Below are 21,682 nucleotides of genomic sequence, written 5' to 3' on the forward strand. Positions count from 1 at the left end.
AAAAAATAGGGCTCCTAAGGAGCCCTATCTCAAGACCTAAGAACTGAATTCTTAGAACTTGTAAGTCACGCCTACAGCAGGCATCCATGGATTCAATGTCAACTTACCAAGATTTGTTCCACCTTGAACTGTAGTTACATTGGTGCTCATAGTTGCGTATTTAACATCAACGTTTAAGCCCCAGTTTTTATCAAACATGTAGTCTGCGCCAATCTGACCAACTACACCCACGCTATTTTGATCAACTTGTACAGAGTTATTTAAGCCAGGGAAATTAGCGCGGTTACCGAAGATGGTGTAATTAACACCAAGGCCAACGTAAGGCTTGAAAGCACCTAGATCAGTAAAGTGGTATTGGGCTAGCAATGAAGGTGGCAGCGCTGAAACTTTACCAATATTGGTATTTCCAGGTCCCGCAGTAATGTTTACCTGTTGTGGCCATGTCAACACTAATTCAGCAGCAATATTCTTAGTAAAGAAGTAGGAAACGTCAAACTCAGGAATAACTTGATTTTTAGCTTTTACGTTGAGATCTGCAACAGTACTTGTTTGACCATTCTGAAACAATAAATCTACTGCGCGTACGCGCACCATCCAAGGATTTTCTTCTGCTTGAGCTTGCGCTGCGATTGGAGCTAAGGATGCTACTGCAGCCATAGCTGCTACGAGTGACTTAATACGCATGATGGTTTCCCTTTTTGTTATCAATTTCGATGAAACTATTTTCGAATTGATACCAATGCGCGAATTTGATGTAAATCAAATGGAAAGCGCTTGAGAATTTTTTGATTGCTAAAAAGCAACACCGTTTTAAAGCTTATTTGATCTAGATCAAATGACTAGAGAGTTACCCTATAGAACCTTAGAGTAAGTTCCTTTTGCTTGTGATTCCCTGAGATGTCGATCAAAAGACATGGCAACTCGTCTCGCCAATAGGCGCCCCTTTGTGGGAACCAATATCGTATCGCCCTCCCAATCCAGAAGGCCCGCCTCACCCAGATGTTTTAACTCTTCAATCTCAGTTTTGAAGTAAGTTTGGAAATCAATCTGGTGTGATTTGGCAAAGGTCTTTGTATCCAATGCGAATTGACACATAAGTTCACCAATTAACTCACGCCGCAGCAAGTCATCTTGATCAAGTCTTAAGCCACGCAGTACTGGCAAATGCCCATGATCTAGTGCTTCGTAATATTCATCAAGGGTTCGCACGTTTTGCGAATAACAGTCATCCACCTTACCAATAGATGAAATGCCAAAGGCCAAAAGATCGCACTCTGCTTGGGTTGAGTAACCCTGGAAGTTACGGTGGAGCTTGCCCTCTTTTTGAGCGATTGCCAATTCATCATCGGGCTTAGCAAAATGGTCCATTCCAATAAAGACATAGCCAGCTTCACCTAGACGCTCAATCGTATTGGAAAGAATATCTAACTTATCAGCCGCTGGCGGTAAGTCTGCTTCAGCAATTCGACGCTGAGGCTTAAAGATGTGTGGCAAATGCGCATAGTTATAGACCGATAGACGGTCTGGATTCATTGCCAATACTGCATCTACAGTTTCTTTAAAGGTTGCCGGTGTTTGTTTGGGAAGCCCGTAGATTAAATCCACACTGCGCGATTTAAATCCATATTTTCTGGACCAATCCATGACCGCTTGAGTTTCTTCAATTGTCTGCACACGGTGCACAGCTTCTTGTACTGCCAGATTGAAATCTTGCACGCCCAAACTAATACGGTTAAAGCCCAACTCAGCCAAAAGTGCGATATCTTTTTCTGTCACTCGCCTTGGATCAATCTCAATAGAATATTCACCGCCAGGCATTAACTCAAAATGTTCACGGGTGTGCTGCATCAACTCAATCATCTCTTCATGAGAGAGAAAGGTTGGCGTACCGCCACCCCAATGTAATTGGGTAACTGGGATCTTTTTCTGGGAGCACATGGCTTTAGTCACCATGGCCATTTCTTTAGCAAGATACTTAATATACTTAGCACTGCGCCCATGATCTTTGGTAATAATTTTGTTACAACCACAGTAGTAACAAATATTAGGGCAAAACGGCAAATGGAAATAAAGGGAAAGAGGCTCATCCACTTTCGCCACTCGCTCTAGCGCACCTAAATAATCAGCTTCAGAGAATTCATTATGAAAGCGATCGGCGCTGGGATAAGACGTATAGCGAGGTCCATTGATATCAAATTTTTTCAACAACTCAGGATGAAATAAAACTTCTTTCTCTTGGGTTGAAGATGGATTTGCTACAGAGGTCATGGAGTGCTTATGTAGAGTTACTTTGACAAATAGTCTAGCGCTACTGCTTCCGCTACTTTAATCCCATCGACACCTGCAGACAAGATTCCACCCGCATAACCTGCGCCCTCGCCTGCTGGGTAAAGCCCTTTGATGTTGAGACTTTGATAGTTAGCGCCGCGCGTAATTCGTAAAGGGGAGGAAGTGCGCGTCTCGACACCAGTCAATACAGCGTCTTTCATTGAGAAACCTTTGATTTGTTTCTCAAATGCTGGAATTGCCTCTCTAATGGCCTCAATGGCATAGGCAGGCAAACTATCAGCAAGATCCGTTAGGTGAACACCTGGTTTATAGGATGGCAGAACACTGCCGAACTCAGTAGATGGCTTGCCCTCTAAAAAATCACCGATCAATTGACCCGGCGCCTCATACGTACCGCCACCCAACTCAAAAGCCTTAGACTCAATCGCCCTCTGAAACTCAATGCCCGCCAATGGACCACCTGGATAATCATCCGGGGTAATGCCTACTACGATGCCAGCATTAGCATTGCGTTCATTTCGCGAGTATTGGCTCATGCCATTGGTGACGACCCTATTCGGCTCTGAGGTTGCGGCAACAACTGTTCCACCAGGGCACATACAAAAGCTATAGACTGACCGACCATTTTTAGCGTGATGAACCAACTTGTAGTCTGCAGCGCCAATAAGCTCATTACCTGCATGAGGGCCGAGGCGCGCTTTATCGATTAGTGACTGCGGATGCTCAATACGAAAGCCTACCGAGAATGGCTTAGCTTCCATATAGACACCAGCATGATGCAATGCTTCAAAAGTATCGCGCGCACTATGTCCTAAAGCCAAAATCACATGACTAGCAGGCAAATCAGGTTGCCCCTCAATCTTGACCCCGGTAATTTGCTCGTTCTGAATATCAAAGCCAATCACCTTTTGGGTAAACCGTATCTCACCGCCTAGCTCAATAATTTCTTGGCGCATCTTTTCCACCACGCCAACCAAGCGGAATGTGCCGATGTGAGGTTTGGCTACATAAGTAATTTCTTCTGGCGCTCCGGCCTTCACAAACTCATGAATGACTTTGCGTCCATAAAACTTAGGGTCTTTAATCTGGCTATACAACTTGCCGTCTGAAAACGTACCCGCTCCACCCTCACCAAACTGAACATTCGATTCTGGATTCAGTTTATTTTTGCGCCATAAGCCCCAAGTATCTTGAGTGCGTTCGCGTACTTTCTTGCCACGCTCCAAAACAATTGGCTTAAAGCCCATTTGTGCTAGCACCAAAGCAGCAAAAATTCCGCAGGGGCCAAAACCAATTACTACTGGACGAAGCACTTTTCCGGAGTCAATTGATTCGGGTGCTTTGGCTACAAAGTGATAGCTCGTATCTGGGGAAGGCCTAATATGAATATCGCCTGCAAATTTTTTCAGCAGAGCATCTTCATTCTTTACGGATAAATCTACGGTGTAGATAAAAGATAAGGCAACATTTTTTCGGGCATCGTAACTTCGCTTAAAAACCTCAAAGCTTATTAAGTCTTTAACATGTAAATCCAAGCGTTTCAGAATCGCCTGCTCCAAGGCTTCAGGAGCATGGTCAATAGGTAGACGCAATTCAGTAATACGGATCATGGAGTTTTACGATACACAGTGATTTAAGGCCTTTTTAGCCCCCGAAGAAGCCATAGACCAAATAATACTGGTTATGGGCTCGCTCAGGCCAGGAGATCGCACATAAAGGCGATAATGCGTTATGGCTCTACGCGCAACTATCCACAAAGCAGATCTTCATGTCGCAGATTCTGACCGTCATTACTACGGCAGTCACTCCTTAACCATCGCTAAGCACCCCTCAGAAACTGAGCAGCGGATGATGATCCGGATCATCGCTTTTGCTTTGCAGGCTCACGAAGACCTGGTCTTCACAAAGGGCCTGAGCGACACCGACGAGCCCGATCTTTGGATCAAGGACCTCACTGATGCCATTAAGCTTTGGATTGAAATTGGCCAACCCGATGAGCGTCGTATTCTGAAAGCATGTGGTCGCGCAGATCAAGTGGTTGTCTATTGCTATGGCGGTCACACAAGTAAAATTTGGTGGGATGGCATTGCCAGTAAATTGACCCGTGCTCGCAACTTGCAAGTGATTTCTATTCCGGCCGAACAGGCTGAAGATCTCAATAAATTAGTTGAGCGCAGTATGGTCATCCATGTCAATATTCAAGATGGCGAAGCATATGTTTCATCTGACCAAGGTCAAGTGACCATTACCCCAGAGATTTGGCGCAACAATCAATAGGCCTCAGATATGAAGGTAGTGGTTTTTGATACCAATGTCTTGTTAGATCTATTTATCTTTAATGACTTTAGAGCGCTGCACTTAAAGCAAGCGCTCATTGAAGGCAAAATAGATGCTCTGGCAACACCAGCGACCTTAGAAGAATTTGCAGACGTCATTGCGCGCCCATTATTTTCATTAGACCAAGCACAGCAAGAGCAGATCTTTCTTCAATGGCAAGGTTTAGCAAGAGTACTAGACGACAAGGATCTAATGAAGTCGCTCTGGGCATGCCAAGACCCTGATGATCAGGTCTTTTTGGATCTTGCCTTTACCGCAAAGCCCTGCACCCTTATTAGCAAAGACAATGAAGTGCTTCGATTTGCAAATAAAGCAGTTTTAGAGCAGATCCTGATTACCGCAGACTACACAGCAATCACTCTATAGGCCTTGCGCTGCCTGAGCGGCGATCTCAAACGATCTGAGGCGAGCCTGATGATCAAATATTTGCCCCGTACAAATGATTTCATCTGCACCAGTGGTATCCAACCAATGACGCATTCCCTTCTTCACAGTTTCTAGCGACCCTACTACCGATACCTGCAAGGCTTGGTCTGCGGCAGCCCTCTCATGAGGCTCGCAAAATTCGTTCATGCCTGCAATTGGGGGTGGCAACTGACCCCTGGTGTTTCTGCGCATCCTCACAACATTTTGTTGCAAAGTAGTAAACAGATGACGAGCTTCTTCATCAGTGTCGGCCGCTACTACATTCATTACAAAGGCGCTATAGGGCTTAGCTTGCTGAGTCGATGGTTTAAAAAGCTCACGATAAATCTTCATTGCCTCCAGTAGCTGCTCAGGCGCAAAATGAGATGCAAAGGCATAGGGCAAGCCGAAGTGAGCGGCCAATTGGGCGCCGTACAGACTGGATCCCAAAATCCAAATGGGTACGTTGGTATTCATACCTGGGATCGCTTTAACCGATTGGCCCTCTTGCAGCGGGCCAAAGTAATACTGAAGCTCTCGAACGTCTTGCGGAAAGCGATCATCGCTGCCCAATAAATCTCGTCTCAATGCTCTAGCAGTCATTTGGTCGGTTCCAGGCGCCCTACCCAAGCCAAGTTCAATCCTTCCTGGATACAAAGACTCAAGCGTGCCAAATTGCTCAGCAATTACTAGCGGGGCATGATTAGGCAGCATCACCCCACCAGAACCCACACGAATGTGCTTAGTGCCACCAGCGATATAGCCAACGAGAACCGCAGTTGCTGAACTCGCATTACCAGTCATGTTGTGATGTTCTGCAACCCAGTAGCGGGTATAACCCCATTTTTCAGCGTGTTGTGCCACATCCAGCGAGTTTCGAAGCGCGTCAGCGGCAGTAAAGCCCTGCCGAATCGGAGATATATCTAGAATGGAGTATGGGATGGAATTTGCCATCGCTAGATCATACCGAGAAAGTGCATTATTTACATGAGCAAACCAAAAATGGCTGACCCCGATGATGGCCTATTTAAACCAGGTAGCAAACTCAGGCATATCAAGACCGGTGGCTTTTATAGGGTTGTCTTTCTTGCCAATGTAGAGGCTACCCTCGAGCCTGCTTATGTTTATGAATCAATGCAATCTCATGATTTCTGGATTAGACCTAAAACAGAAATGGAAGATGGTCGCTTTGAACTCATCTCCGAATAAGAAAGTCACATACACATGTCCGAAGAACGCATCACCAATCTCGAAATCAAACTGAGCTTTACCGAAGATCTCATCGAGAAACTCAATGAGACAGTTTATAAACAACAGCAGCAAATTGAATTTCTGTATCGCGAACTCAAAGCCATCAAAGAGCAGGCTAGCAGTGGTGGTGGCGGAGGTGGTAGCTTGAAAGATGAAATTCCTCCGCACTATTAATCAACTGCTAATATAGCTATTAGGCACAAACACCCTTACAACATCGGCAAAGGAATCCTCCGTGAGCAACTTAACGCTATTTTTAGTCCAGTGGGGCTTAACTTCTTTATCCCTTTGGGTTGCTAGCTACATTTTTAGTGGCTTACGCTTTGCAGATGGTGGCTCTTTAATCATTGCCGCTCTGCTTCTGGGTTTTGCGAACGCAATTGTTAAGCCATTGTTGATTCTTTTCACACTTCCGCTAACCGTAGTCACGATGGGCCTCTTCCTGCTCGTGATTAATGCTTTAGTGTTGATGCTTGTCTCTGCAGTAGTGAGCGGCTTTACGATTTCCAGCTTCTGGACTGCGTTTTTTGCCAGCATCTTTATTTCTTTATTCAGCCTCTTTGTTAGTGGCTTAGTTTTCTAAGAAATATCCCGAGCTTCGTTTCTCTTATTTGCTCGCTGAATAGATATCCGACCAAGAATGCAGCGCCGTTTTACAAGGCTGCGACTTGGTCGCCAAAGATTTAGCATTCTCGGCAGCAATACTAATACCGCCAGTCAAAAAGCCTAGTCCAATCGAGACGGCACTATTTACCACCCCTTCTTTGTTGACCCCCGCTTTTGGATTTTGCAGGGTGCCTTCAATCTTTACCAAGCCCCCAAGATCCAAGCCAGTTGTAAGGCCAGATTTTTCTCTTGGATTAATGCTGATATTCAACGCTTCATTAGCGAGGTTAACTGATCCTGATAGCGTAATGTCCAAGCGGTCTGTTTCCGCGCCAACTGAATCTCGAATATTAATCATGCCGTTATTTATGGGCAAATAAGCAACGGCACATTCCAAAATAGTTTGATTCGTTTTTTTTCGCATTGGATTGATTGCATCAAAAACTGAAACAACAAAGTCCCCGCCCTTATTAATAAACTTCGAATCTAATTTTCCCTGCCCAACTGAAATTTGGATTGCGCCATTAGCGCGACTGACCAATTGATGTAGGCTTGCGCCGCTACCCTGAAGGTTCCAAGCTATGTGAGTGGCGCCCCCAGAAACTTTAGCGCTTGAATCAGCACTTGCAACTATCTGCTCCAAGCTAAAGTTTTTAGCAAGCCCCTTGATAGCTACTTTTGGAGCTGGCCCATCAAAACCAGCAACAGAAATTTGTGCCTGCGCACTTCCCTTTCCAATATTGAAACTTAAATCATTTGCATCAATATTGTTTTTCTTAAATTGCAGCGTTGTTTTAAAGTTTGCGAATGGAGCTTGCCCTGGAATACCCAACTCAGCAATGTTGACGCTAATGACTCCATCTGCCAGGGGCAGTAAATCGAAAGGCAATTTCTCATCTGAGAAGAAATAATTACCTTGAGGTTTATGTGGGGCTGCAGGAGAAGTGCTTCCAGCCTTGCTAGCAATGGCGGCAGACCCAGCCAATGGAGCCAAATCAAAGGATTTGGAATTTAACTGAATATTAAATGTTGGTAAAACCTGGGGCTTCTTGTCAATGTCACCCTTAATAGCAAGCGTTTTCCCATTTAAGGTGAGATCCAAATCCAGATTCATGTTTACTGGAGACTGATTCCAGGCAAAGTAAGCATTGCGCAAGGAGCCTGTTGTTCCTTTAAGGTTGAGCTTATATTTTTCATACTCTACATCCAGCAGAATCGACGATCTTCCTTCTCTGCTGCCCAAAGATAGCTTAGGAAGATGAATGACTTTTGCAGCCTGATTGCCGTCTTGATGGCGGATGATGGCATCAACAATGTCCAGCGTCTTAATAGAAACAAATGTGCTATCTGCAGAATCGTTGCTTGCTGTATCGCTTGGGGTTTGGGTTACTGAACCATTGTTAGTCAAGACTGGCGGCGTCAAATTCCAATTACCCTCACCACTCTTATTGGTTTGCAGATTGGCTTCTAAGCCGGTTATACCTATTCTGCTAATTTCAACACTACCCTTGAGCAGCGGGAACAACCTAATATCTAACTCAATTTGCTTGAGTGCCAGCATGTTGGGGTTGCTTGCCCAAGAGGCATTAGTCAAAGAAACCTGTTCGGCCTTCACACTAATGGATGGGAAAAGATTGAGGCTAACTGGTCCAGTAATCTTGAGTTCCCGACCTGTAGCATCCTTGACCGATGAACTAAGGAGCTTAGTTAATTGCGTCGGATTAATAAAAGAAGCCGCATACCATGCGCCAAGTCCCGCCGTAGCAAGACAAGCTATAAAAGCAATTAAAGAAATCTTCAGGACTTTATTCACCCAACCATTCTAAAGCGATACCTGGTAATTAGATGTCGCCAACCACCCCTGGACTAAAATATACCCATGAGTACAGATAACTTACCGAAGTGTCCTGCTTGCCAGGAAGATATGACTTACCCCGATGGGGAGAATTATGTTTGCGCCCAATGCGGCCATGAATGGCCTATAGCTGCAGCTGCAGAAGAAATAGAGGCGGGATTGATCGTCAAAGACGCCAATGGCAATCTATTGACGGATGGCGATACGGTAACCCTCATTAAAGATTTAAAGGTTAAGGGTTCATCTACAACTCTCAAGGTTGGCACCAAAATCAAAGGCATTCGCTTGGTCTCTGGAGACCACGAGGTGGATTGCAAAACAGAGACTGGCAATATGCTCCTCAAAGCCTGCTTCTTGAAAAAAGCCTAGATTCAGTATCAATCTAGGCTTTCCATCTGAATTAACTTAAGCGCTCGCCTTTTTAAGGACCGCGTAAATCTGGTCCTTTAGCAAAAGCTTTTCTTTCTTCAAAATCTCAATCTCTTCTTGGGTACTTGGCTCTGTATGAGCTTCCATTCTTTGGATCTTCTGATCTAAATTATTGTGCTTATCAAATAAATGCAGGAAATGACGATCTGACGTTTTCAACTTGGTAATGAGTTCACGATATTCAGGAAACATAGATCCTCTTCATAAAAGGGTTATAGAAAACTGCCTGAGATTAGTTTAGCAATCCTGCATTCCAAGAACAATGCCCAAAGCGATCTTTTTGTTTTGACCCCTCCCCTTGTAATCCGCCGGAAAAACCCCATATAGGAAAGGCGAATTCCCTATTGAAATTGCAGTAATATCAGCTAGTGCATTAAGCACAATAACTACCAAAAGAAGGGTAATAGACCATGGCTACAAAGAAGTCTCCAGCAAAAAACAAAGTAGCTACCAAGGTGGTAACAAAAGCCCCTGCAAAAAAAGCTGTCAAGAAAGTTGCTGCTAAAAAAGTAGCGGCCAAAAAGACAGTCAAAAAGGTAGTGAAAAAACCAGCAGCAAAGAAAGTTGCTGCAAAGAAGACTGCCACTAAAAAAGTAGCAGCTAAGAAAACAACGACAAAGAAACCTGCAGCTAAAAAGCCAGCAGCAAAAAAAGTTGCCAAGAAAGTAGTAAAACAAGCTTCATCTAAAGCACCCAAGGTAGATCAATACGGTCTAGAGCAAGATGATGAGTTTTACGGCTTGTATTTTGCGAAGTCTACGAAAAAGGGTTTGGTTGAAGTCAAACCTTGCACCTTCTCATTGATGTACTGGTGGAAAGGCTTGCTTGGCTATCCTGACATGATTGAGATCTCCAAAGGAAACAATACTGCAATGCTGCAGTTTGAGTCTACTTTTGGCGGTGGCGACTCTGGTGAGACTGAATTAACCGAAAAAGACGTATTGGATATTGATCACATCATTGAAGTAGATGAAGAAGAAATGATGATCTCCCTCTACTCTTATGTACCAATTCCAGTTCCCGAGAAATTGGTTGGAGCTTTGAGCCTTGCTGTTCTGAACATCAACCCAGAGACTCGCTATGGCAGCTTAGAAATCTGCCCAACTGAGAACGAAGAAGGCGAAACAGAGCATTTCTTGCGCTATCGTGCTGCAACCTATTTGCGCGGCATTAAGTCAGGCAAAGTAGAAGCAATCGAAAGCATGGTTACCAATGGTTCCGAGTTCTTTGGTCTTGCTTTAGATGCTATGTGTGTGAATAAGTCGATTAAGAAGTGGCTTCTCAGCTAATTAAGCGACTGTTAATGGTGGACTAACTATCCACCACTATCTGCAAAGGTAGATATAAGTTATGGGAAAACGGTCATTGACCGTTTTTCTGCTTTCTAGAATCGTCACAGTTCTTTTGCCCTGCTTCTTGCACTCCACAAGAGCCGCTTCCTGAGCTTCAGTCTCTTTAGCCGTCTTAGGTGCATGCACTCCAATCGTTCCATCAGATTGTTGATAGACACCGAATTCACTATGAGGGGTGGAGCAAGCTGACAATAGGAGGCCAAGAAGGAAGGCTATGTAGTGACGTTTCATTTTAAAGAATGCCTAAAGATTTAAAAGTAACCCTATTCTAGGGCACGCTAAAGTAAAGATTAGAGAACTGTCATAAAACTGTCATATTTGCTTGAAATTGATAGATTTAAAACGTAGGATGAACCTAATAGTGAAGATTTACTAATAAGTCCATAAATAATTACAGGAAAAATATGAGCCAAAAGAAACTAGTGAAGCAACTTTTAAAAAAGCTCGATAAACTAGAGTCCGATAGAGAAAAACTCATCGATAAGCTAGCAAAAGCTTTGGATAAGTTGGAGAAAAAGGTTGTTGATAAAAAGACTCCTGTCAAGAAATCAGCGGCAGCCAAAAAAGCACCTACTAAAAAGGCTGCAGTAAAGAAAGTCGCAGCAAAGAAGACCCCTACTAAAAAAGCGCCAGCTAAAAGAACTGCTGCTAAAAAGTCAGCAGTCAATAGCGAAGCAAGTTAATGGGTCACAAAAATAAAGTGAAGCTAGAGGAATCTAGTTACGACTCTGAACTTCGCAAATTGCAAATTGAGTTGGTTAAGCTGCAAAACAGCCTCATCAAAAATGGTGATCAGATCCTAGTCATATTAGAGGGTCGAGATACAGCAGGCAAAGATGGAACTATTAAAGCCATCACAGAACATCTGAGCCCACGTGAAACGCGTATTGTTGCGCTTGGCAAACCATCAGATATTGAATCTGCGGAGTGGTACTTTCAGAGGTATGTGGCGCAACTACCCAAACAAGGTGAGTTTGTTCTATTCAACCGCAGTTGGTACAACCGTGCCGGCGTTGAACGCGTCATGAATTTCTGCACCAAAGCTCAATACGTTAATTTCATGGAAACCGTAAATGACTTTGAATCTATCCTAGCTAGCTCAGGAATCAATATCCTGAAATACTATTTAAATATCTCCAAGAAAGAGCAGGCTTTGCGTCTTAAAGATAGGGAAAGTGATCCTTTAAAGCAGTGGAAGATCAGCCCTATTGATCAGCAAGCGCAGAAAAATTGGAATGCTTACAGTAAGTGTAGAAATGAAATGCTGGAAAGAACCAGCTCTAAAGATGCGCCTTGGACGATAGTTAAAGCTAACGACAAGAAGCTGGCTCACTTAAATTTAATTCGAGATTTACTCTCTAGAGTCTCTTACCCTGGAAAAGAAAAGTCACTACTGAAGACAGATAAAGATATTGCCTTTAAGTGGGATGGCAAACTATCTAAACTCGAGAAATAAAATCTTTAGAAGACTTCAGGCACGTACATCTTTTGCGGCACCGGACCACGAAGATAGTCTGGGTTATGCACCCGCCTAGGTAATGTAATGACAGGATGGTCAATTTCCTGATACGGGATTTGACTGAGTAAATGGGTGATGCAGTTGAGACGAGCTTTTTTCTTATCATTGGCGGCAACCACCCACCATGGCGCCTCTGGAATATGCGTACGCTCAAGCATTGTTTCTTTGGCCTTGGTATAGGCCTCCCATAGCCTTCTTGCCTCTAAATCCATTGGGCTTAATTTCCACTGCTTCAGCGGATCGTGGATACGCATCATAAAGCGGTTGTACTGCTCATCATCAGAGATGGAGAACCAATACTTTATTAAGATAATGCCCGAGCTAATCATCATTCGCTCAAGATCTGGAACTGTTCTTAAGAACTCTTCGTATTCTTCATCATTACAAAACCCCATCACCCTCTCCACACCAGCACGGTTGTACCAGCTTCGATCGAAAAGAGCGATTTCACCACCAGCAGGCAAATGAGAAATATATCTTTGAAAGTACCACTGCGTCTTTTCGCGTTCGTTGGGTGCCGGTAAGGCGACTACCTTGCAGACACGGGGATTAAGGCGCTGGGTAATACGCTTAATAGCTCCGCCCTTGCCTGCTGAATCACGACCTTCAAATAGGACTGCAACCTTGAGCTTATTGGCCACTACCCAGTCTTGTAGTTTTACTAGCTCGCCCTGCAGCCTAAATAATTCGCGGAAGTATACGTTGCGTGGAATCTGGGATTTGCTATCGCCATCAGGAGAAAGACGATCATCATCAAGCTCCATCTCAAGCTCTTCATCCATGCTATCAAGAATTTCTTCTTGTGCACGTCGATACCACTCGGCCATCTCTTTATGCTTCGATGTCATTTTCATTCCACTCCTAGAATACCTTTATAGCCAGGAAAGATGACACTTTTATTACATCAAAGGCTGATGGCCGTTTAAATAGTTGGAAATAGCCTCCTGGCTATGCAAGGCTAGCCACTTGCGATCTCTAGATGCTTCTGGATGCCCTCCAGAAGGAGGCAAAAAAGTTAATTCTACGATTAATTGACGATCATTCAATATCTTAGCCATAGACTCTAGCAGCCCCATTTCACCAACGAAGGCAGTAGCTTCACTTCTCTCACCAGTCACCGACGAAAAATAGGCAATCGCCAAGGAATAGACGGGTGCATTAGTAATCACTGCCGATTCAAATAGATTCGGCTTAAATGGCAAAACACTCACCCCTATTGTGGAAGTGCCCTCCGGAAAGATGCAGACAGAATGAGATGCAAGAACCCTGCTTACATCCTCTGCAACCTTCTTCCCATGGCGAGCATTGTCTCGTTTAATAAACACAGTACCCAATTGCTTTGCCATCCATCCAAATATAGGCCAACCCTCTACATCAGATTTTGCTACGAACCGGATAGGCTTAAAGGCATTAATTGCATGGATATCCATCCATGAGATGTGATTTGACGCTAATAAAAATGGTGTTTCAGGAAGAATGGATTGATTCTTTAGTCTTAGCTCGATGCCAAAGATAATGAGCAATCTTTTTGACCAAGCCTGGATCAGTTGATTTTTCCTTTTTTGATCTGCAAAAGGAAACTGAAAAGATAAAGTGGCCAATCCGGCAATTACGTGAGCCCATACCAGAACCCAACACCAAGCTACCGATGTATTTCGCGATGGATTTGAGGAATGTATCTTGCTCATATGGATTAGCAATATAAATCAAATTCCAAAAATAATTGCATCGTCACAAAACTGCCTCAGAACTGTCATGCTGCTTTCACACTCCATTGGCTTAATACTGTTTCATGATGCATTACAAAGCTATCTGGATTTCAGATGTACACCTGGGAACATCAGGGTGTCAGGCAAACTACCTTCTAGATTTCTTAAAACACAATGAAGCAGAAAAATTCTATCTAGTAGGCGACATTATTGATGGCTGGAGACTTAAGAAGTCATTCTACTGGCCCCAATCACACAATGACGTAGTACAAAAACTCCTGCGTAAGGCTCGTAAAGGCAGTGAAGTTATCTATGTCCCCGGCAATCATGATGAAAGTGCCAGACAATTTTTTGGGCTTTCGTTTGGTGATGTCAAGGTAGTGGAGGAGGTAATCCATACAACGGTCGATGGCAGAAAACTATGGGTAACTCATGGCGATCAATTTGATGGAGTGATGCAATACGCCAAGTGGCTCGCCTATGTTGGCGACACCATGTATTCGTTCATTCTTTATATCAACCGCTACTTCAATATGCTCCGCGCCAAGATGGGCTTGCAGTATTGGTCTCTATCTCAATACCTCAAGCACCAGGTAAAAAACGCAGTTAGCTATATCGCAGATTTTGAGCACATTATGGCCAGAGAAGCACGCCTGAGAGGCTGTGATGGCGTTGTTTGCGGACATATTCACAAGGCAGAAATCCGTGAGATCGATGGCTTGTTGTACTGCAACGATGGTGATTGGGTCGAAAGCCTCACCGCCCTGGTTGAAACACAAACTGGTGAACTCAAAATCATTCACTGGACACATATCAAGGGTGAGCCCGTTGAAGCTTCACTAGCCTCCCTTCCACCTGCTATTGAATCACTTATTAAAGAGGTTGCGCTATGAAAATTATGATCATTACCGATGCATGGGATCCGCAAGTGAACGGCGTTGTCCGCACTCTTAAGCAAACCCGCTCAGAATTAGTTGCCATGGGTCACGAAGTGGAAATGATTACCCCTACTGGTTTTAAATCGATCCCATGCCCAACCTATCCTGATATCGCCTTATCCCTCTTCCCAGGAAAAGAGGTGGCGCGTCGAATTAAAGAATTTGCACCTGATGCCATGCATATCGCTACCGAGGGTCCATTAGGGCTATCTGCTCGTGCCTATGCAGTAAAAAATCGCCTGCCCTTTTCTACCGCATATCACACCCGCTTCCCTGAATACGTCAAGGCACGTACCGGAATCCCTTTAAGCATTACCTATGCATTTATTCGTTGGTTTCATGGTCCATCTATGGCAGTCATGGCGCCAACCATTGTGGTTAAGGACGATCTAGAAAAATTTGGCCTCAAGAATGTCGTCCTGTGGTCAAGGGGTGTAGATCTCGACACTTTTAAGATGCAGGATTCAAAGGCACTTAATACTGCTCACCCTATCTTCTTATATGTAGGGCGTGTAGCTGTTGAAAAAAATATCAATGCATTTTTAGAAATTGATTTGCCAGGTTCAAAGTGGGTGGTAGGAGACGGTCCAGCTCTTGCTGGAATAAAAGAAAAATATCCAGAAGTGAACTATCTGGGCGTATTACAACAACATGAGCTGGCAAAAGTGTATGCAGCTGCAGATGTATTTGTATTTCCAAGTAAGACCGACACGTTTGGTCTAGTTTTATTAGAAGCAATGGCATGCGGTACGCCTGTGGCAGCGTATCCAGTCACGGGTCCTATTGATGTACTAGGAAATTCAAATTCAGGTGCAATGAATGAAGATCTACGAGAGGCTTGCATGCAGGCACTCAAGATTCCACGTGAGGTAGCACGTGCCCATGCTGAGAAATTTTCATGGCGTGCGGCTTCCGAACAATTTGCACAGCATCTGAAGCCTGTACCAACGCCAGAAGTTCACGTCACTGCATTAGCTTAAAGAAAGTTATTTGTGAACTTCCCTTACCACGTTGACCAAAATCCACACAAAGGCAACCGAGGTCTTGCTAGAGCATGGCATGCTGCTAAGAACTCATGGTGCGGATTGGTATACGCCTTCCGAGAGGAAAGCGCCTTTCGACAAGAGCTTACCCTGCTTGTATTACTGACGCCTATTGCATTTGCATTACCAATATCGCTTTTAGAAAAGTCACTTCTAGTCTCTTCTCTTGTAATGGTGCTCGTCATTGAACTACTGAATTCCAGCGTAGAGGCGGCGATAGATCGAATTTCTTTTGAGCACCATGATCTTTCCAAGCGCGCAAAAGATTTTGGTAGTGCCGCTGTCATGCTTGCCCTTGTTGTGGCAACGCTACTTTGGGCCGCAGTCTGCACCCCTTTGATTCTAAGTCTCTAAATGAGCATCTACCCAACTATTTAATTATTAAGGCCATCCATGTCTGATATCCCCAATCCAATCGGCTCATTTGAAATTTTTGCCCCAAAGAAAGTCAAAGCGCTCAGGAAGAAAAAGACAAATACCCTTCAAAAGCTCTCTAAAAAATTAGCCAAGAAGCTTTTTGGGAAAAAGTTTGTTACTAAAACAAGGGCTGAGCTTAGGGAAGTAGAAATAACTCCTGCTACTCAAATTGATAAACCCAAAAAACCGGCTTTTCAGGTCATTTGGGCAAGCACCCCTGGTGAAATTAAAGAAGCCCAGAGATTGCGATATAAAGTTTTTGCCGAAGAGATGGGAGCGATGCTACCGATGAATGCAGAAGGTCTCGATGTTGATGAATTCGATGCCTATTGCGACCATCTATTAATTCGTGATCAGGACAGTCTAAAGGTCGTAGGCACCTACCGTGTACTTCCCCCGCACAAGGCTCAAGAAATTGGTCGCCTCTACTCTGATTCTGAATTTGACTTATCTCGCCTTGACCATCTGCGCCCTAAATTAGTTGAATTAGGCAGATCTTGCGTTCATCAAGACTATCGCTCAGGCGCAGTGATCATGGCTCTTTGGAGCGGCCTGGCGCAGTACATGCAAAAGAATGGCTATGAAATCATGCTGGGTTGCGCCAGCATCCCCATGGCTGATGGCGGACACTTTGCAGCGAGCCTTTATAACTCACTCGGCAATGATCAAATGGCGCCGACAGAGTTCCACGCCTTCCCACGCTTGCCATTGCCTTTGGATAAGCTTAATGGTGGCTTGGATGTACAGCCTCCACCCTTGATTAAGGGTTACCTCAAGCTCGGAGCCAAAATTTGTAGTGCCCCTGCTTGGGATCCAGACTTTAATACTGCTGATCTATTAACAATGCTGAGACTGTCTGAAATTAATCCGCGTTACGCAAAGCATTTCTTAGGTCTCTAGCTTTAAGGAATGAATTTCTTAGTAAAAAGCCACTTCTGAATGAGGTGGCTTTTTGTATTTAGCTTGAGTTACTTAAAGCTGACTTGATAAGAGCGGCCAACTCTTTCCCACTCTGCGGCCTCTTTTAAAAGACTAAATTCTGTCAAAGGGTGTTCGGCAGCCCATTCTTTTGATAGACTCACTAAATATGAGCCGTCATGCTCCGATACCCTTACCTTTGGAATGCTAGTGTCATTTCGGCCGCGACAAAGAACTTGAGCAAGCCTCAAACAAAAGAGCATGCGCCAGTCTTCAAAGCCGTGATTATTGGCTAACTTACCAAGTTTACCGGTATGGCCAATCAATAAAGCAGCAAGTCTTGCCTGGTCATTCTTGGAAAATCCGGGCATATCAGCGTTTCCAGCAATATAAGCCGAATGCTTGTGATAGCCATTATGGGAAATAGATAAACCAATTTCATGAAGGTTAGCAGCCCACTGCAATAATGCGACGTTATCTGCCCTACTCTCTGATTCAGGCTTGGGCAGTTGTTGTAAAAAATCTGCTGCCAATTTACCCACCCTATCAGCCTGCTCACGATCCACGGCATAACGTTGCATGAATTGCTCTACGGTGACATAGCGCATATCGTGATGCTGAGATCGACCAAGTAAGTCATAAAGAACGCCGCTACGCAATGCGGCGTCAGTCACTTCCATTTCTTCAATACCCAATTCATCGAATGCTGCCAGCATAATTGCTAAGCCTCCAGGCCATACGGCCCTTCTATCATCTTTGAGACCAATCAATTCAACCTGATTAACATGCTCGTACTTGAGCAGTTGCTTTTTGAGGTTCTTTAAGCCCTCACGGGTAATGAGGCCACTTGCTCCATTGACGCGCCCCATCGTTAATCCATCACTGTGCCCATTGAAATTATTGCTAGCAATCAATTCAGCCAGTGCTCTAGCAGTGCCAGAGGAGCCGATGACTTGTTTCCATCCACTTTTTAAATAAGCTCCGGAGATCACCTGTATTTCACGGCGGGCAGCTAGCTCAGCCTCTTTAAAAGCATGAGCATCAATATTTCCTTTAGGGAAAAAACGCAAACTATGTGATACGCAGCCTATATAAAGACTTTCCATCAACCTTGGCTCGTAACCTTTGCCAATAATGAATTCAGTAGAACCGCCACCAATATCAATGACAAGCCTATTACCTTGAATAGCCTGCACTTCATGCGCCGCCCCAATATAAATAAGACGCGCCTCTTCTACGCCAGCAATCACTTCAATTGGAAAACCTAAAGCCTCTTGCGCATCCTCAACAAACTGCTGGGCATTTTTAGCAACACGCAATGTATTGGTAGCAACCGCGCGAACATTTGCAGGATCAAATCCACGAATGCGTTCACCAAAACGTCTAATAGCAATTAAGCCCCGTTGATAGGCATCATTACCAAGCAATTTATTTTCCGTCAGTCCAGCAGCCAAACGAACTGTCTCGCGTAAGGTATCTATAGGACGTAGCTGAGTTCCTGAGGGCGTATTGACAACTTGGGCCACTAGCATGCGAAAACTATTAGAGCCTAAATCAACCGCAGCTACGAGGTCTGCAGATATTGCTAAAGGATCTACGGGATTGCTGGCCAAAATGTTCCCCAAAAATGGAATGCTGCATCAATTATGTCTATTTTATGTACAAACCATGACATATTGATGAAATCAATACCAAGCCTATCTGGCTGGGGAGCAAAGGAATTTTAGGCGGCTAAGTTCTGCTCAGAGCTAAAGCAATCTCGATTGCCAAAGCTACACAAAATGCAACAATCTCCAGACTTCGGCTTCAAAATTGCACTGCAAGAACCGCAGCGATAAAAATGCTGAGAACCTTCGTCCGAGCTAACGATCTCAGAGTTCTGACAATGGGGGCAAGTAACAATGGCTTGCGGGTATTGGATGGTCTTATTCACAGCCTAATTCTGAACTAGGAATATGACACTACTATGTCAGTGAAGATTGCTACTCAATCAGTTGTACTGGGACTCCAGAATGCTTGATTTACAAAATCTTGATTGGCAATTTTTTCAATAAGTTGATCCATCTTACTGCCATCAACAGCAGATGTAGTCAATACCGCCTGAATTTCAACATCGTCATCCCCAAATTGATGCACTTCAATATCTTGTGTTTGATACCCCGCATCTTCAAGGGTCTTTATGAATTGTCTTAAAACAAGTTTTTGAGCATGCTTAGGTGTGATGATGTAAACAGAATTAGTTACCTCAACAGAATCAGTATCCAGCGGCTGCCCATTTATTAAACCCACTATAGGGCGCAGCAAAGTATTAGCAGCAATAATAAAAGCCGTAGCAAGGCTTGCTTCAAGAATTAAATCAGCACCAGCACATGCACCAACCGCACCTGATGCCCACAAAGTAGCGGCAGTATTGATACCCCTTACACTACCCTCCTCACGCATAATGACACCGGCACCTAAAAATCCAATTCCAGAGACAACGTAAGCCATGACGTGTACAGCACCATCATGACCTGTTAAGCGATTTGCAGCGTCCACAAAAATTGCTGCGCCCAATGCAACCAAAATATTGGTTCTTAATCCTGCTGTTCGTTGACGATACTGGCGCTCTAGACCAATTAAACCACCAAGAAGAAAGGCTGCGAAAAGACTAATTGCTGTATCAGCTAATGAACCAAAATTAATGTTGTGAATAAATTCCATGGTGTCCAAATTTAATCATCGTAATTTACCGATGGACCTCAACCAATCGTTGGGCAAACTTTTGATTTCGGCGTGTTTAACTGGTATTAGTACAGCCTCATGAGGTATTGGCTTACTACTCACTCCCACTCTGAGAGCTAAAGGAAGGTATTTAACGAGATTCTCAGTCATTCGCTCATTACTCCTTATAAAAATATAAAGAAGATCGTAATCTTAATTTATGGCAGTTTTATTAATATTGGCGGCCACATCATAAAAAAATAGGGATTGAAGATATAACCTAAGAATCAAAAATGACAGTTTTGTCACATTACTTTGCTAGGATTGGATCTAAGTTAATCCCTAGATTGAATAGTCATGAGTAAATATCAATACGAAGATGCAGTTAAGCAACTGCAAGAGTCTGGCAGCATTGGATTGGCTGACCTAAAAAATCTTCCACACATAGATCTTGTTGAACTACTGGAAGAGATCAAGGTTTGGTGTCTTTATGCCAACGGCAAAGCCGACAAACTGCCTAAGGAATCTAAAAAGAAGAAAAAGAAAAAGAAAGAGTGAGATTTAAGCTGCGACACGCTCTTTTGGGAAGCGGAGCATAAATTTACTACCCCTACCCGGAGTACTTTCAATCACTAACTGAGCCTGATGGCGGTTAGCAATATGCTTCACAATAGCCAGCCCTAGACCAGTTCCACCGGTATCTCTTGACCTACTCCGGTCTACACGATAAAAGCGTTCCGTTAGCCTTGAAAGATGCTCAGATGCAATGCCTGGGCCAGTATCCGTTACCGAAAATTCACCCTGTCCTTGTTCGTTAACTTTCCACTCCACCGAAATTGCCCCCACATCTGGGGTATAACGAATTGCATTTGATACCAAATTGCTGAAGGCGGAAAGGATCTCTCTTTCATCGCCCAATAAGTTTTGCGATGATTTCACATCAAAACTTAATGAATGCTTTCCTTGTGAGAGTGCTTCAGCGTCATTTTTAATGAGCGCCATCAAAGTTTCGATCTTCACCACAGTATTTGTAGCTGGCAATGCATTTGACTCGAGATTAGCTAAGGTCAATAGATCCTCAACCAAGCTCTTCATTCTTTGGGCTTGTGACATCATCATGTCTAGGTACTGGTCCTGCTGATCCTTTTTAAGCTCCAAAGATTGAACTGTTTCCAGAAAGCCCATTAAGACGGTGATTGGCGTACGCATTTCATGCGAAACATTGGCTACGAAATCACGCCGCATGGCATCTGCTTTTTGCAAGTCAGTAACGTCCTGCACGAGAAGGAGATGGCGTTTTTGACCAAATGGGAAAGCTTGCAGCATCAAACTCAAGCTGCCGTCTGGGCCCATACGCTCCATCAAGAGAGGCTCTTCAAAATTACGTTTATTCAAATACTGTATGAATTCAGGGCGTCTAATTAGAAAATTTACACGCTGCATCACATCGCGCTTAAAGATCAATCCAAAGAATCTTTCGGCGATGCTGTTACACCACTCAATTTGATCGCTTTCATCAAGCATGACGATGCCATTAGGTGAGGCTTGAAATGCCTCAATAAAATGATCGTGTTGCTGTTCAATGCTACGTATACGCTGTTTTAGGTTCCTGACGAGTCGCTGAAGTCTAAAAAATACTTCTTCCCAAAAACCACTTGGCAACGGCATGTTCTCGACAGAGTCTGCAAGAATGTATTTTCTCAGGCGCGCTAAATTGATGTACGCATATACAAGCGGTATAGAGAGTACTGCAACCCCAGCCGCAATAGCCCACTCTGCACCCCAGAAGGACAATGTGATAAATGCCGCAATAAAAGCGACACAAATGATGACAAAGAAACGGGTTAAAACGGAGAGCATGCTGCAATATTAGAGCATCTCTAAAGGCCTCTAGAAATTTCTAGAAAAATG

General features: G+C 44.0%; 26 protein-coding genes. 14 read left to right on the top strand and 12 right to left on the bottom strand.

All coding sequences use genetic code 11. The annotated features are described in order from the left end of the window. Positions 1-51: 51 nt before the first annotated feature. From QMF28_RS06245 to QMF28_RS06255, 3 genes are all read right to left on the bottom strand, one after another. Entirely contained in the window at positions 52-684 is a 633-nt protein-coding gene (locus QMF28_RS06245) for an OmpW/AlkL family protein (RefSeq protein ID WP_281741758.1), read from the bottom strand. Positions 685-852: 168 nt separating this feature from the next. Next, positions 853-2,268, bottom strand: coding sequence for an oxygen-independent coproporphyrinogen III oxidase (gene hemN / locus QMF28_RS06250; RefSeq protein ID WP_281741760.1), 1,416 nt, complete (start codon positions 2,266-2,268; stop codon positions 853-855). A gap of 17 nt (positions 2,269-2,285) precedes the next feature. After that, the gene (locus tag QMF28_RS06255) at positions 2,286-3,899 is read right to left on the bottom strand and encodes an NAD(P)/FAD-dependent oxidoreductase (RefSeq protein WP_281741762.1); all 1,614 of its coding nucleotides are present in this window, start codon (positions 3,897-3,899) and stop codon (positions 2,286-2,288) included. Between the two features lie 121 nt (positions 3,900-4,020). Here QMF28_RS06255 and QMF28_RS06260 point away from each other — a divergent pair, with 121 nt between their 5' ends. Continuing rightward, positions 4,021-4,566, top strand: a complete 546-nt coding sequence (locus QMF28_RS06260) for a YaeQ family protein (RefSeq protein ID WP_281741763.1) — start codon at positions 4,021-4,023, stop codon at positions 4,564-4,566. Between the two features lie 9 nt (positions 4,567-4,575). Then, positions 4,576-4,992 (top strand): putative toxin-antitoxin system toxin component, PIN family, encoded by a 417-nt coding sequence (locus QMF28_RS06265; RefSeq protein WP_281741765.1) that lies wholly within the window; start codon positions 4,576-4,578, stop codon positions 4,990-4,992. Here QMF28_RS06265 and QMF28_RS06270 read toward each other — a convergent pair. Further along, positions 4,987-5,985, bottom strand: a complete 999-nt coding sequence (locus QMF28_RS06270) for an LLM class flavin-dependent oxidoreductase (RefSeq protein ID WP_281741766.1) — start codon at positions 5,983-5,985, stop codon at positions 4,987-4,989. The two genes, QMF28_RS06265 and QMF28_RS06270, sit on opposite strands and share 6 nt — an antisense overlap. 33 nt (positions 5,986-6,018) lie before the next feature. Between QMF28_RS06270 and QMF28_RS06275 the strand changes: the two genes are divergently transcribed. The 3 genes from QMF28_RS06275 (at position 6,019) to QMF28_RS06285 (ending at position 6,865) form a co-directional block, all read left to right on the top strand. Next, positions 6,019-6,240 carry a hypothetical protein gene (locus QMF28_RS06275; RefSeq protein WP_068323477.1) on the top strand — a complete coding sequence of 74 codons (222 nt, stop codon included), beginning with the start codon at positions 6,019-6,021 and terminating at the stop codon, positions 6,238-6,240. Between the two features lie 15 nt (positions 6,241-6,255). Continuing rightward, complete coding sequence (locus QMF28_RS06280; RefSeq protein ID WP_068323479.1) at positions 6,256-6,456, top strand: SlyX family protein; 201 nt, start codon at positions 6,256-6,258, stop codon at positions 6,454-6,456. A gap of 61 nt (positions 6,457-6,517) precedes the next feature. Continuing rightward, entirely contained in the window at positions 6,518-6,865 is a 348-nt protein-coding gene (locus tag QMF28_RS06285) for a phage holin family protein (protein ID WP_216186653.1), read from the top strand. Positions 6,866-6,889: 24 nt separating this feature from the next. Here the strand turns inward: QMF28_RS06285 and QMF28_RS06290 are convergent, their stop codons facing one another. Continuing rightward, the gene (locus QMF28_RS06290) at positions 6,890-8,701 is read right to left on the bottom strand and encodes an AsmA family protein (protein ID WP_281741769.1); all 1,812 of its coding nucleotides are present in this window, start codon (positions 8,699-8,701) and stop codon (positions 6,890-6,892) included. A 66-nt stretch (positions 8,702-8,767) separates the two neighbouring features. Between QMF28_RS06290 and QMF28_RS06295 the strand changes: the two genes are divergently transcribed. Continuing rightward, the gene (locus QMF28_RS06295) at positions 8,768-9,112 is read left to right on the top strand and encodes a zinc ribbon domain-containing protein YjdM (protein ID WP_281741770.1); all 345 of its coding nucleotides are present in this window, start codon (positions 8,768-8,770) and stop codon (positions 9,110-9,112) included. A gap of 36 nt (positions 9,113-9,148) precedes the next feature. Here QMF28_RS06295 and QMF28_RS06300 read toward each other — a convergent pair whose 3' ends face one another. Next, positions 9,149-9,364, bottom strand: a complete 216-nt coding sequence (locus QMF28_RS06300) for an HP1242/YdcH family protein (protein WP_068323490.1) — start codon at positions 9,362-9,364, stop codon at positions 9,149-9,151. Between the two features lie 218 nt (positions 9,365-9,582). Between QMF28_RS06300 and QMF28_RS06305 the strand changes: the two genes are divergently transcribed. From QMF28_RS06305 to ppk2 (QMF28_RS06315), 3 genes are all read left to right on the top strand, one after another. Beyond that, on the top strand, positions 9,583-10,461 hold the full coding sequence (locus QMF28_RS06305) for a hypothetical protein (RefSeq protein WP_281741771.1): 879 nt from the start codon (positions 9,583-9,585) through the stop codon (positions 10,459-10,461). 467 nt (positions 10,462-10,928) lie between these two features. Continuing rightward, on the top strand, positions 10,929-11,207 hold the full coding sequence (locus QMF28_RS06310) for a serine/threonine protein kinase (protein WP_281741772.1): 279 nt from the start codon (positions 10,929-10,931) through the stop codon (positions 11,205-11,207). After that, positions 11,207-11,980, top strand: a complete 774-nt coding sequence (ppk2, locus tag QMF28_RS06315; RefSeq protein ID WP_281741773.1) for a polyphosphate kinase 2 — start codon at positions 11,207-11,209, stop codon at positions 11,978-11,980. Before QMF28_RS06310 ends, ppk2 (QMF28_RS06315) begins: the two co-directional genes overlap by 1 nt. Before the next feature lie 5 nt (positions 11,981-11,985). Here ppk2 (QMF28_RS06315) and ppk2 (QMF28_RS06320) read toward each other — a convergent pair whose 3' ends face one another. Continuing rightward, entirely contained in the window at positions 11,986-12,891 is a 906-nt protein-coding gene (gene ppk2, locus QMF28_RS06320) for a polyphosphate kinase 2 (RefSeq protein ID WP_281743645.1), read from the bottom strand. 51 nt (positions 12,892-12,942) lie between these two features. After that, on the bottom strand, positions 12,943-13,731 hold the full coding sequence (locus QMF28_RS06325) for a lysophospholipid acyltransferase family protein (protein ID WP_281741774.1): 789 nt from the start codon (positions 13,729-13,731) through the stop codon (positions 12,943-12,945). A 104-nt stretch (positions 13,732-13,835) separates the two neighbouring features. Here QMF28_RS06325 and QMF28_RS06330 point away from each other — a divergent pair, with 104 nt between their 5' ends. From QMF28_RS06330 to QMF28_RS06345, 4 genes are read left to right on the top strand one after another with little or no spacing between them, the layout of a single operon-like run. Then, on the top strand, positions 13,836-14,645 hold the full coding sequence (locus QMF28_RS06330; RefSeq protein ID WP_425594885.1) for a UDP-2,3-diacylglucosamine diphosphatase: 810 nt from the start codon (positions 13,836-13,838) through the stop codon (positions 14,643-14,645). After that, complete coding sequence (locus QMF28_RS06335; protein WP_281741775.1) at positions 14,642-15,670, top strand: glycosyltransferase family 4 protein; 1,029 nt, start codon at positions 14,642-14,644, stop codon at positions 15,668-15,670. Before QMF28_RS06330 ends, QMF28_RS06335 begins: the two co-directional genes overlap by 4 nt. A gap of 12 nt (positions 15,671-15,682) precedes the next feature. Beyond that, the gene (locus tag QMF28_RS06340; RefSeq protein WP_281741776.1) at positions 15,683-16,087 is read left to right on the top strand and encodes a diacylglycerol kinase; all 405 of its coding nucleotides are present in this window, start codon (positions 15,683-15,685) and stop codon (positions 16,085-16,087) included. 39 nt (positions 16,088-16,126) lie between these two features. Next, positions 16,127-17,050 carry a GNAT family N-acetyltransferase gene (locus QMF28_RS06345; protein ID WP_345739964.1) on the top strand — a complete coding sequence of 308 codons (924 nt, stop codon included), beginning with the start codon at positions 16,127-16,129 and terminating at the stop codon, positions 17,048-17,050. Between the two features lie 68 nt (positions 17,051-17,118). On the opposite strand, the gene ppx is transcribed toward QMF28_RS06345, so the two are convergent. The 3 genes from ppx to QMF28_RS06355 all read right to left on the bottom strand — a co-directional run bounded on the left by ppx (position 17,119) and on the right by QMF28_RS06355 (position 19,771). Then, complete coding sequence (ppx, locus tag QMF28_RS06350; protein WP_281741778.1) at positions 17,119-18,681, bottom strand: exopolyphosphatase; 1,563 nt, start codon at positions 18,679-18,681, stop codon at positions 17,119-17,121. Between the two features lie 110 nt (positions 18,682-18,791). Further along, positions 18,792-19,001 carry a GDCCVxC domain-containing (seleno)protein gene (locus QMF28_RS09960; RefSeq protein WP_425594886.1) on the bottom strand — a complete coding sequence of 70 codons (210 nt, stop codon included), beginning with the start codon at positions 18,999-19,001 and terminating at the stop codon, positions 18,792-18,794. A gap of 53 nt (positions 19,002-19,054) precedes the next feature. Then, positions 19,055-19,771 (bottom strand): MgtC/SapB family protein, encoded by a 717-nt coding sequence (locus tag QMF28_RS06355; protein WP_281741779.1) that lies wholly within the window; start codon positions 19,769-19,771, stop codon positions 19,055-19,057. Positions 19,772-20,128: 357 nt separating this feature from the next. Here QMF28_RS06355 and QMF28_RS06360 point away from each other — a divergent pair, with 357 nt between their 5' ends. Then, positions 20,129-20,329 carry a hypothetical protein gene (locus QMF28_RS06360; RefSeq protein ID WP_281741780.1) on the top strand — a complete coding sequence of 67 codons (201 nt, stop codon included), beginning with the start codon at positions 20,129-20,131 and terminating at the stop codon, positions 20,327-20,329. Between the two features lie 3 nt (positions 20,330-20,332). Here QMF28_RS06360 and phoR read toward each other — a convergent pair whose 3' ends face one another. Further along, on the bottom strand, positions 20,333-21,631 hold the full coding sequence (phoR, locus tag QMF28_RS06365; protein ID WP_281741781.1) for a phosphate regulon sensor histidine kinase PhoR: 1,299 nt from the start codon (positions 21,629-21,631) through the stop codon (positions 20,333-20,335). Positions 21,632-21,682 lie beyond the last annotated feature (51 nt).

Source organism: Polynucleobacter yangtzensis (assembly GCF_027924165.1).
Lineage (GTDB): Bacteria > Pseudomonadota > Gammaproteobacteria > Burkholderiales > Burkholderiaceae > Polynucleobacter > Polynucleobacter yangtzensis.

Excerpts from the sequence above, each read along its gene's own strand:
- QMF28_RS06330 (WP_425594885.1), top strand. The coding sequence starts at position 13,836 with ATGATGCATTACAAAGCTATCTGGATTTCAGATGTACACCTGGGAACA.
- hemN (WP_281741760.1), bottom strand. The coding sequence starts at position 2,268 with ATGACCTCTGTAGCAAATCCATCTTCAACCCAAGAGAAAGAAGTTTTA.
- QMF28_RS06265 (WP_281741765.1), top strand. The coding sequence starts at position 4,576 with ATGAAGGTAGTGGTTTTTGATACCAATGTCTTGTTAGATCTATTTATC.
- ppk2 (WP_281743645.1), bottom strand. The coding sequence starts at position 12,891 with ATGACATCGAAGCATAAAGAGATGGCCGAGTGGTATCGACGTGCACAA.
- ppk2 (WP_281741773.1), top strand. The coding sequence starts at position 11,207 with ATGGGTCACAAAAATAAAGTGAAGCTAGAGGAATCTAGTTACGACTCT.
- QMF28_RS06310 (WP_281741772.1), top strand. The coding sequence starts at position 10,929 with ATGAGCCAAAAGAAACTAGTGAAGCAACTTTTAAAAAAGCTCGATAAA.
- phoR (WP_281741781.1), bottom strand. The coding sequence starts at position 21,631 with ATGCTCTCCGTTTTAACCCGTTTCTTTGTCATCATTTGTGTCGCTTTT.
- QMF28_RS06335 (WP_281741775.1), top strand. The coding sequence starts at position 14,642 with ATGAAAATTATGATCATTACCGATGCATGGGATCCGCAAGTGAACGGC.
- QMF28_RS06305 (WP_281741771.1), top strand. The coding sequence starts at position 9,583 with ATGGCTACAAAGAAGTCTCCAGCAAAAAACAAAGTAGCTACCAAGGTG.
- QMF28_RS06245 (WP_281741758.1), bottom strand. The coding sequence starts at position 684 with ATGCGTATTAAGTCACTCGTAGCAGCTATGGCTGCAGTAGCATCCTTA.
- QMF28_RS06260 (WP_281741763.1), top strand. The coding sequence starts at position 4,021 with ATGGCTCTACGCGCAACTATCCACAAAGCAGATCTTCATGTCGCAGAT.
- QMF28_RS06325 (WP_281741774.1), bottom strand. The coding sequence starts at position 13,731 with ATGAGCAAGATACATTCCTCAAATCCATCGCGAAATACATCGGTAGCT.
- QMF28_RS06280 (WP_068323479.1), top strand. The coding sequence starts at position 6,256 with ATGTCCGAAGAACGCATCACCAATCTCGAAATCAAACTGAGCTTTACC.
- QMF28_RS06355 (WP_281741779.1), bottom strand. The coding sequence starts at position 19,771 with ATGGAATTTATTCACAACATTAATTTTGGTTCATTAGCTGATACAGCA.
- QMF28_RS06300 (WP_068323490.1), bottom strand. The coding sequence starts at position 9,364 with ATGTTTCCTGAATATCGTGAACTCATTACCAAGTTGAAAACGTCAGAT.
- QMF28_RS06255 (WP_281741762.1), bottom strand. The coding sequence starts at position 3,899 with ATGATCCGTATTACTGAATTGCGTCTACCTATTGACCATGCTCCTGAA.
- QMF28_RS06345 (WP_345739964.1), top strand. The coding sequence starts at position 16,127 with ATGTCTGATATCCCCAATCCAATCGGCTCATTTGAAATTTTTGCCCCA.
- QMF28_RS06275 (WP_068323477.1), top strand. The coding sequence starts at position 6,019 with ATGAGCAAACCAAAAATGGCTGACCCCGATGATGGCCTATTTAAACCA.
- QMF28_RS06295 (WP_281741770.1), top strand. The coding sequence starts at position 8,768 with ATGAGTACAGATAACTTACCGAAGTGTCCTGCTTGCCAGGAAGATATG.
- QMF28_RS06270 (WP_281741766.1), bottom strand. The coding sequence starts at position 5,985 with ATGGCAAATTCCATCCCATACTCCATTCTAGATATATCTCCGATTCGG.
- QMF28_RS06360 (WP_281741780.1), top strand. The coding sequence starts at position 20,129 with ATGAGTAAATATCAATACGAAGATGCAGTTAAGCAACTGCAAGAGTCT.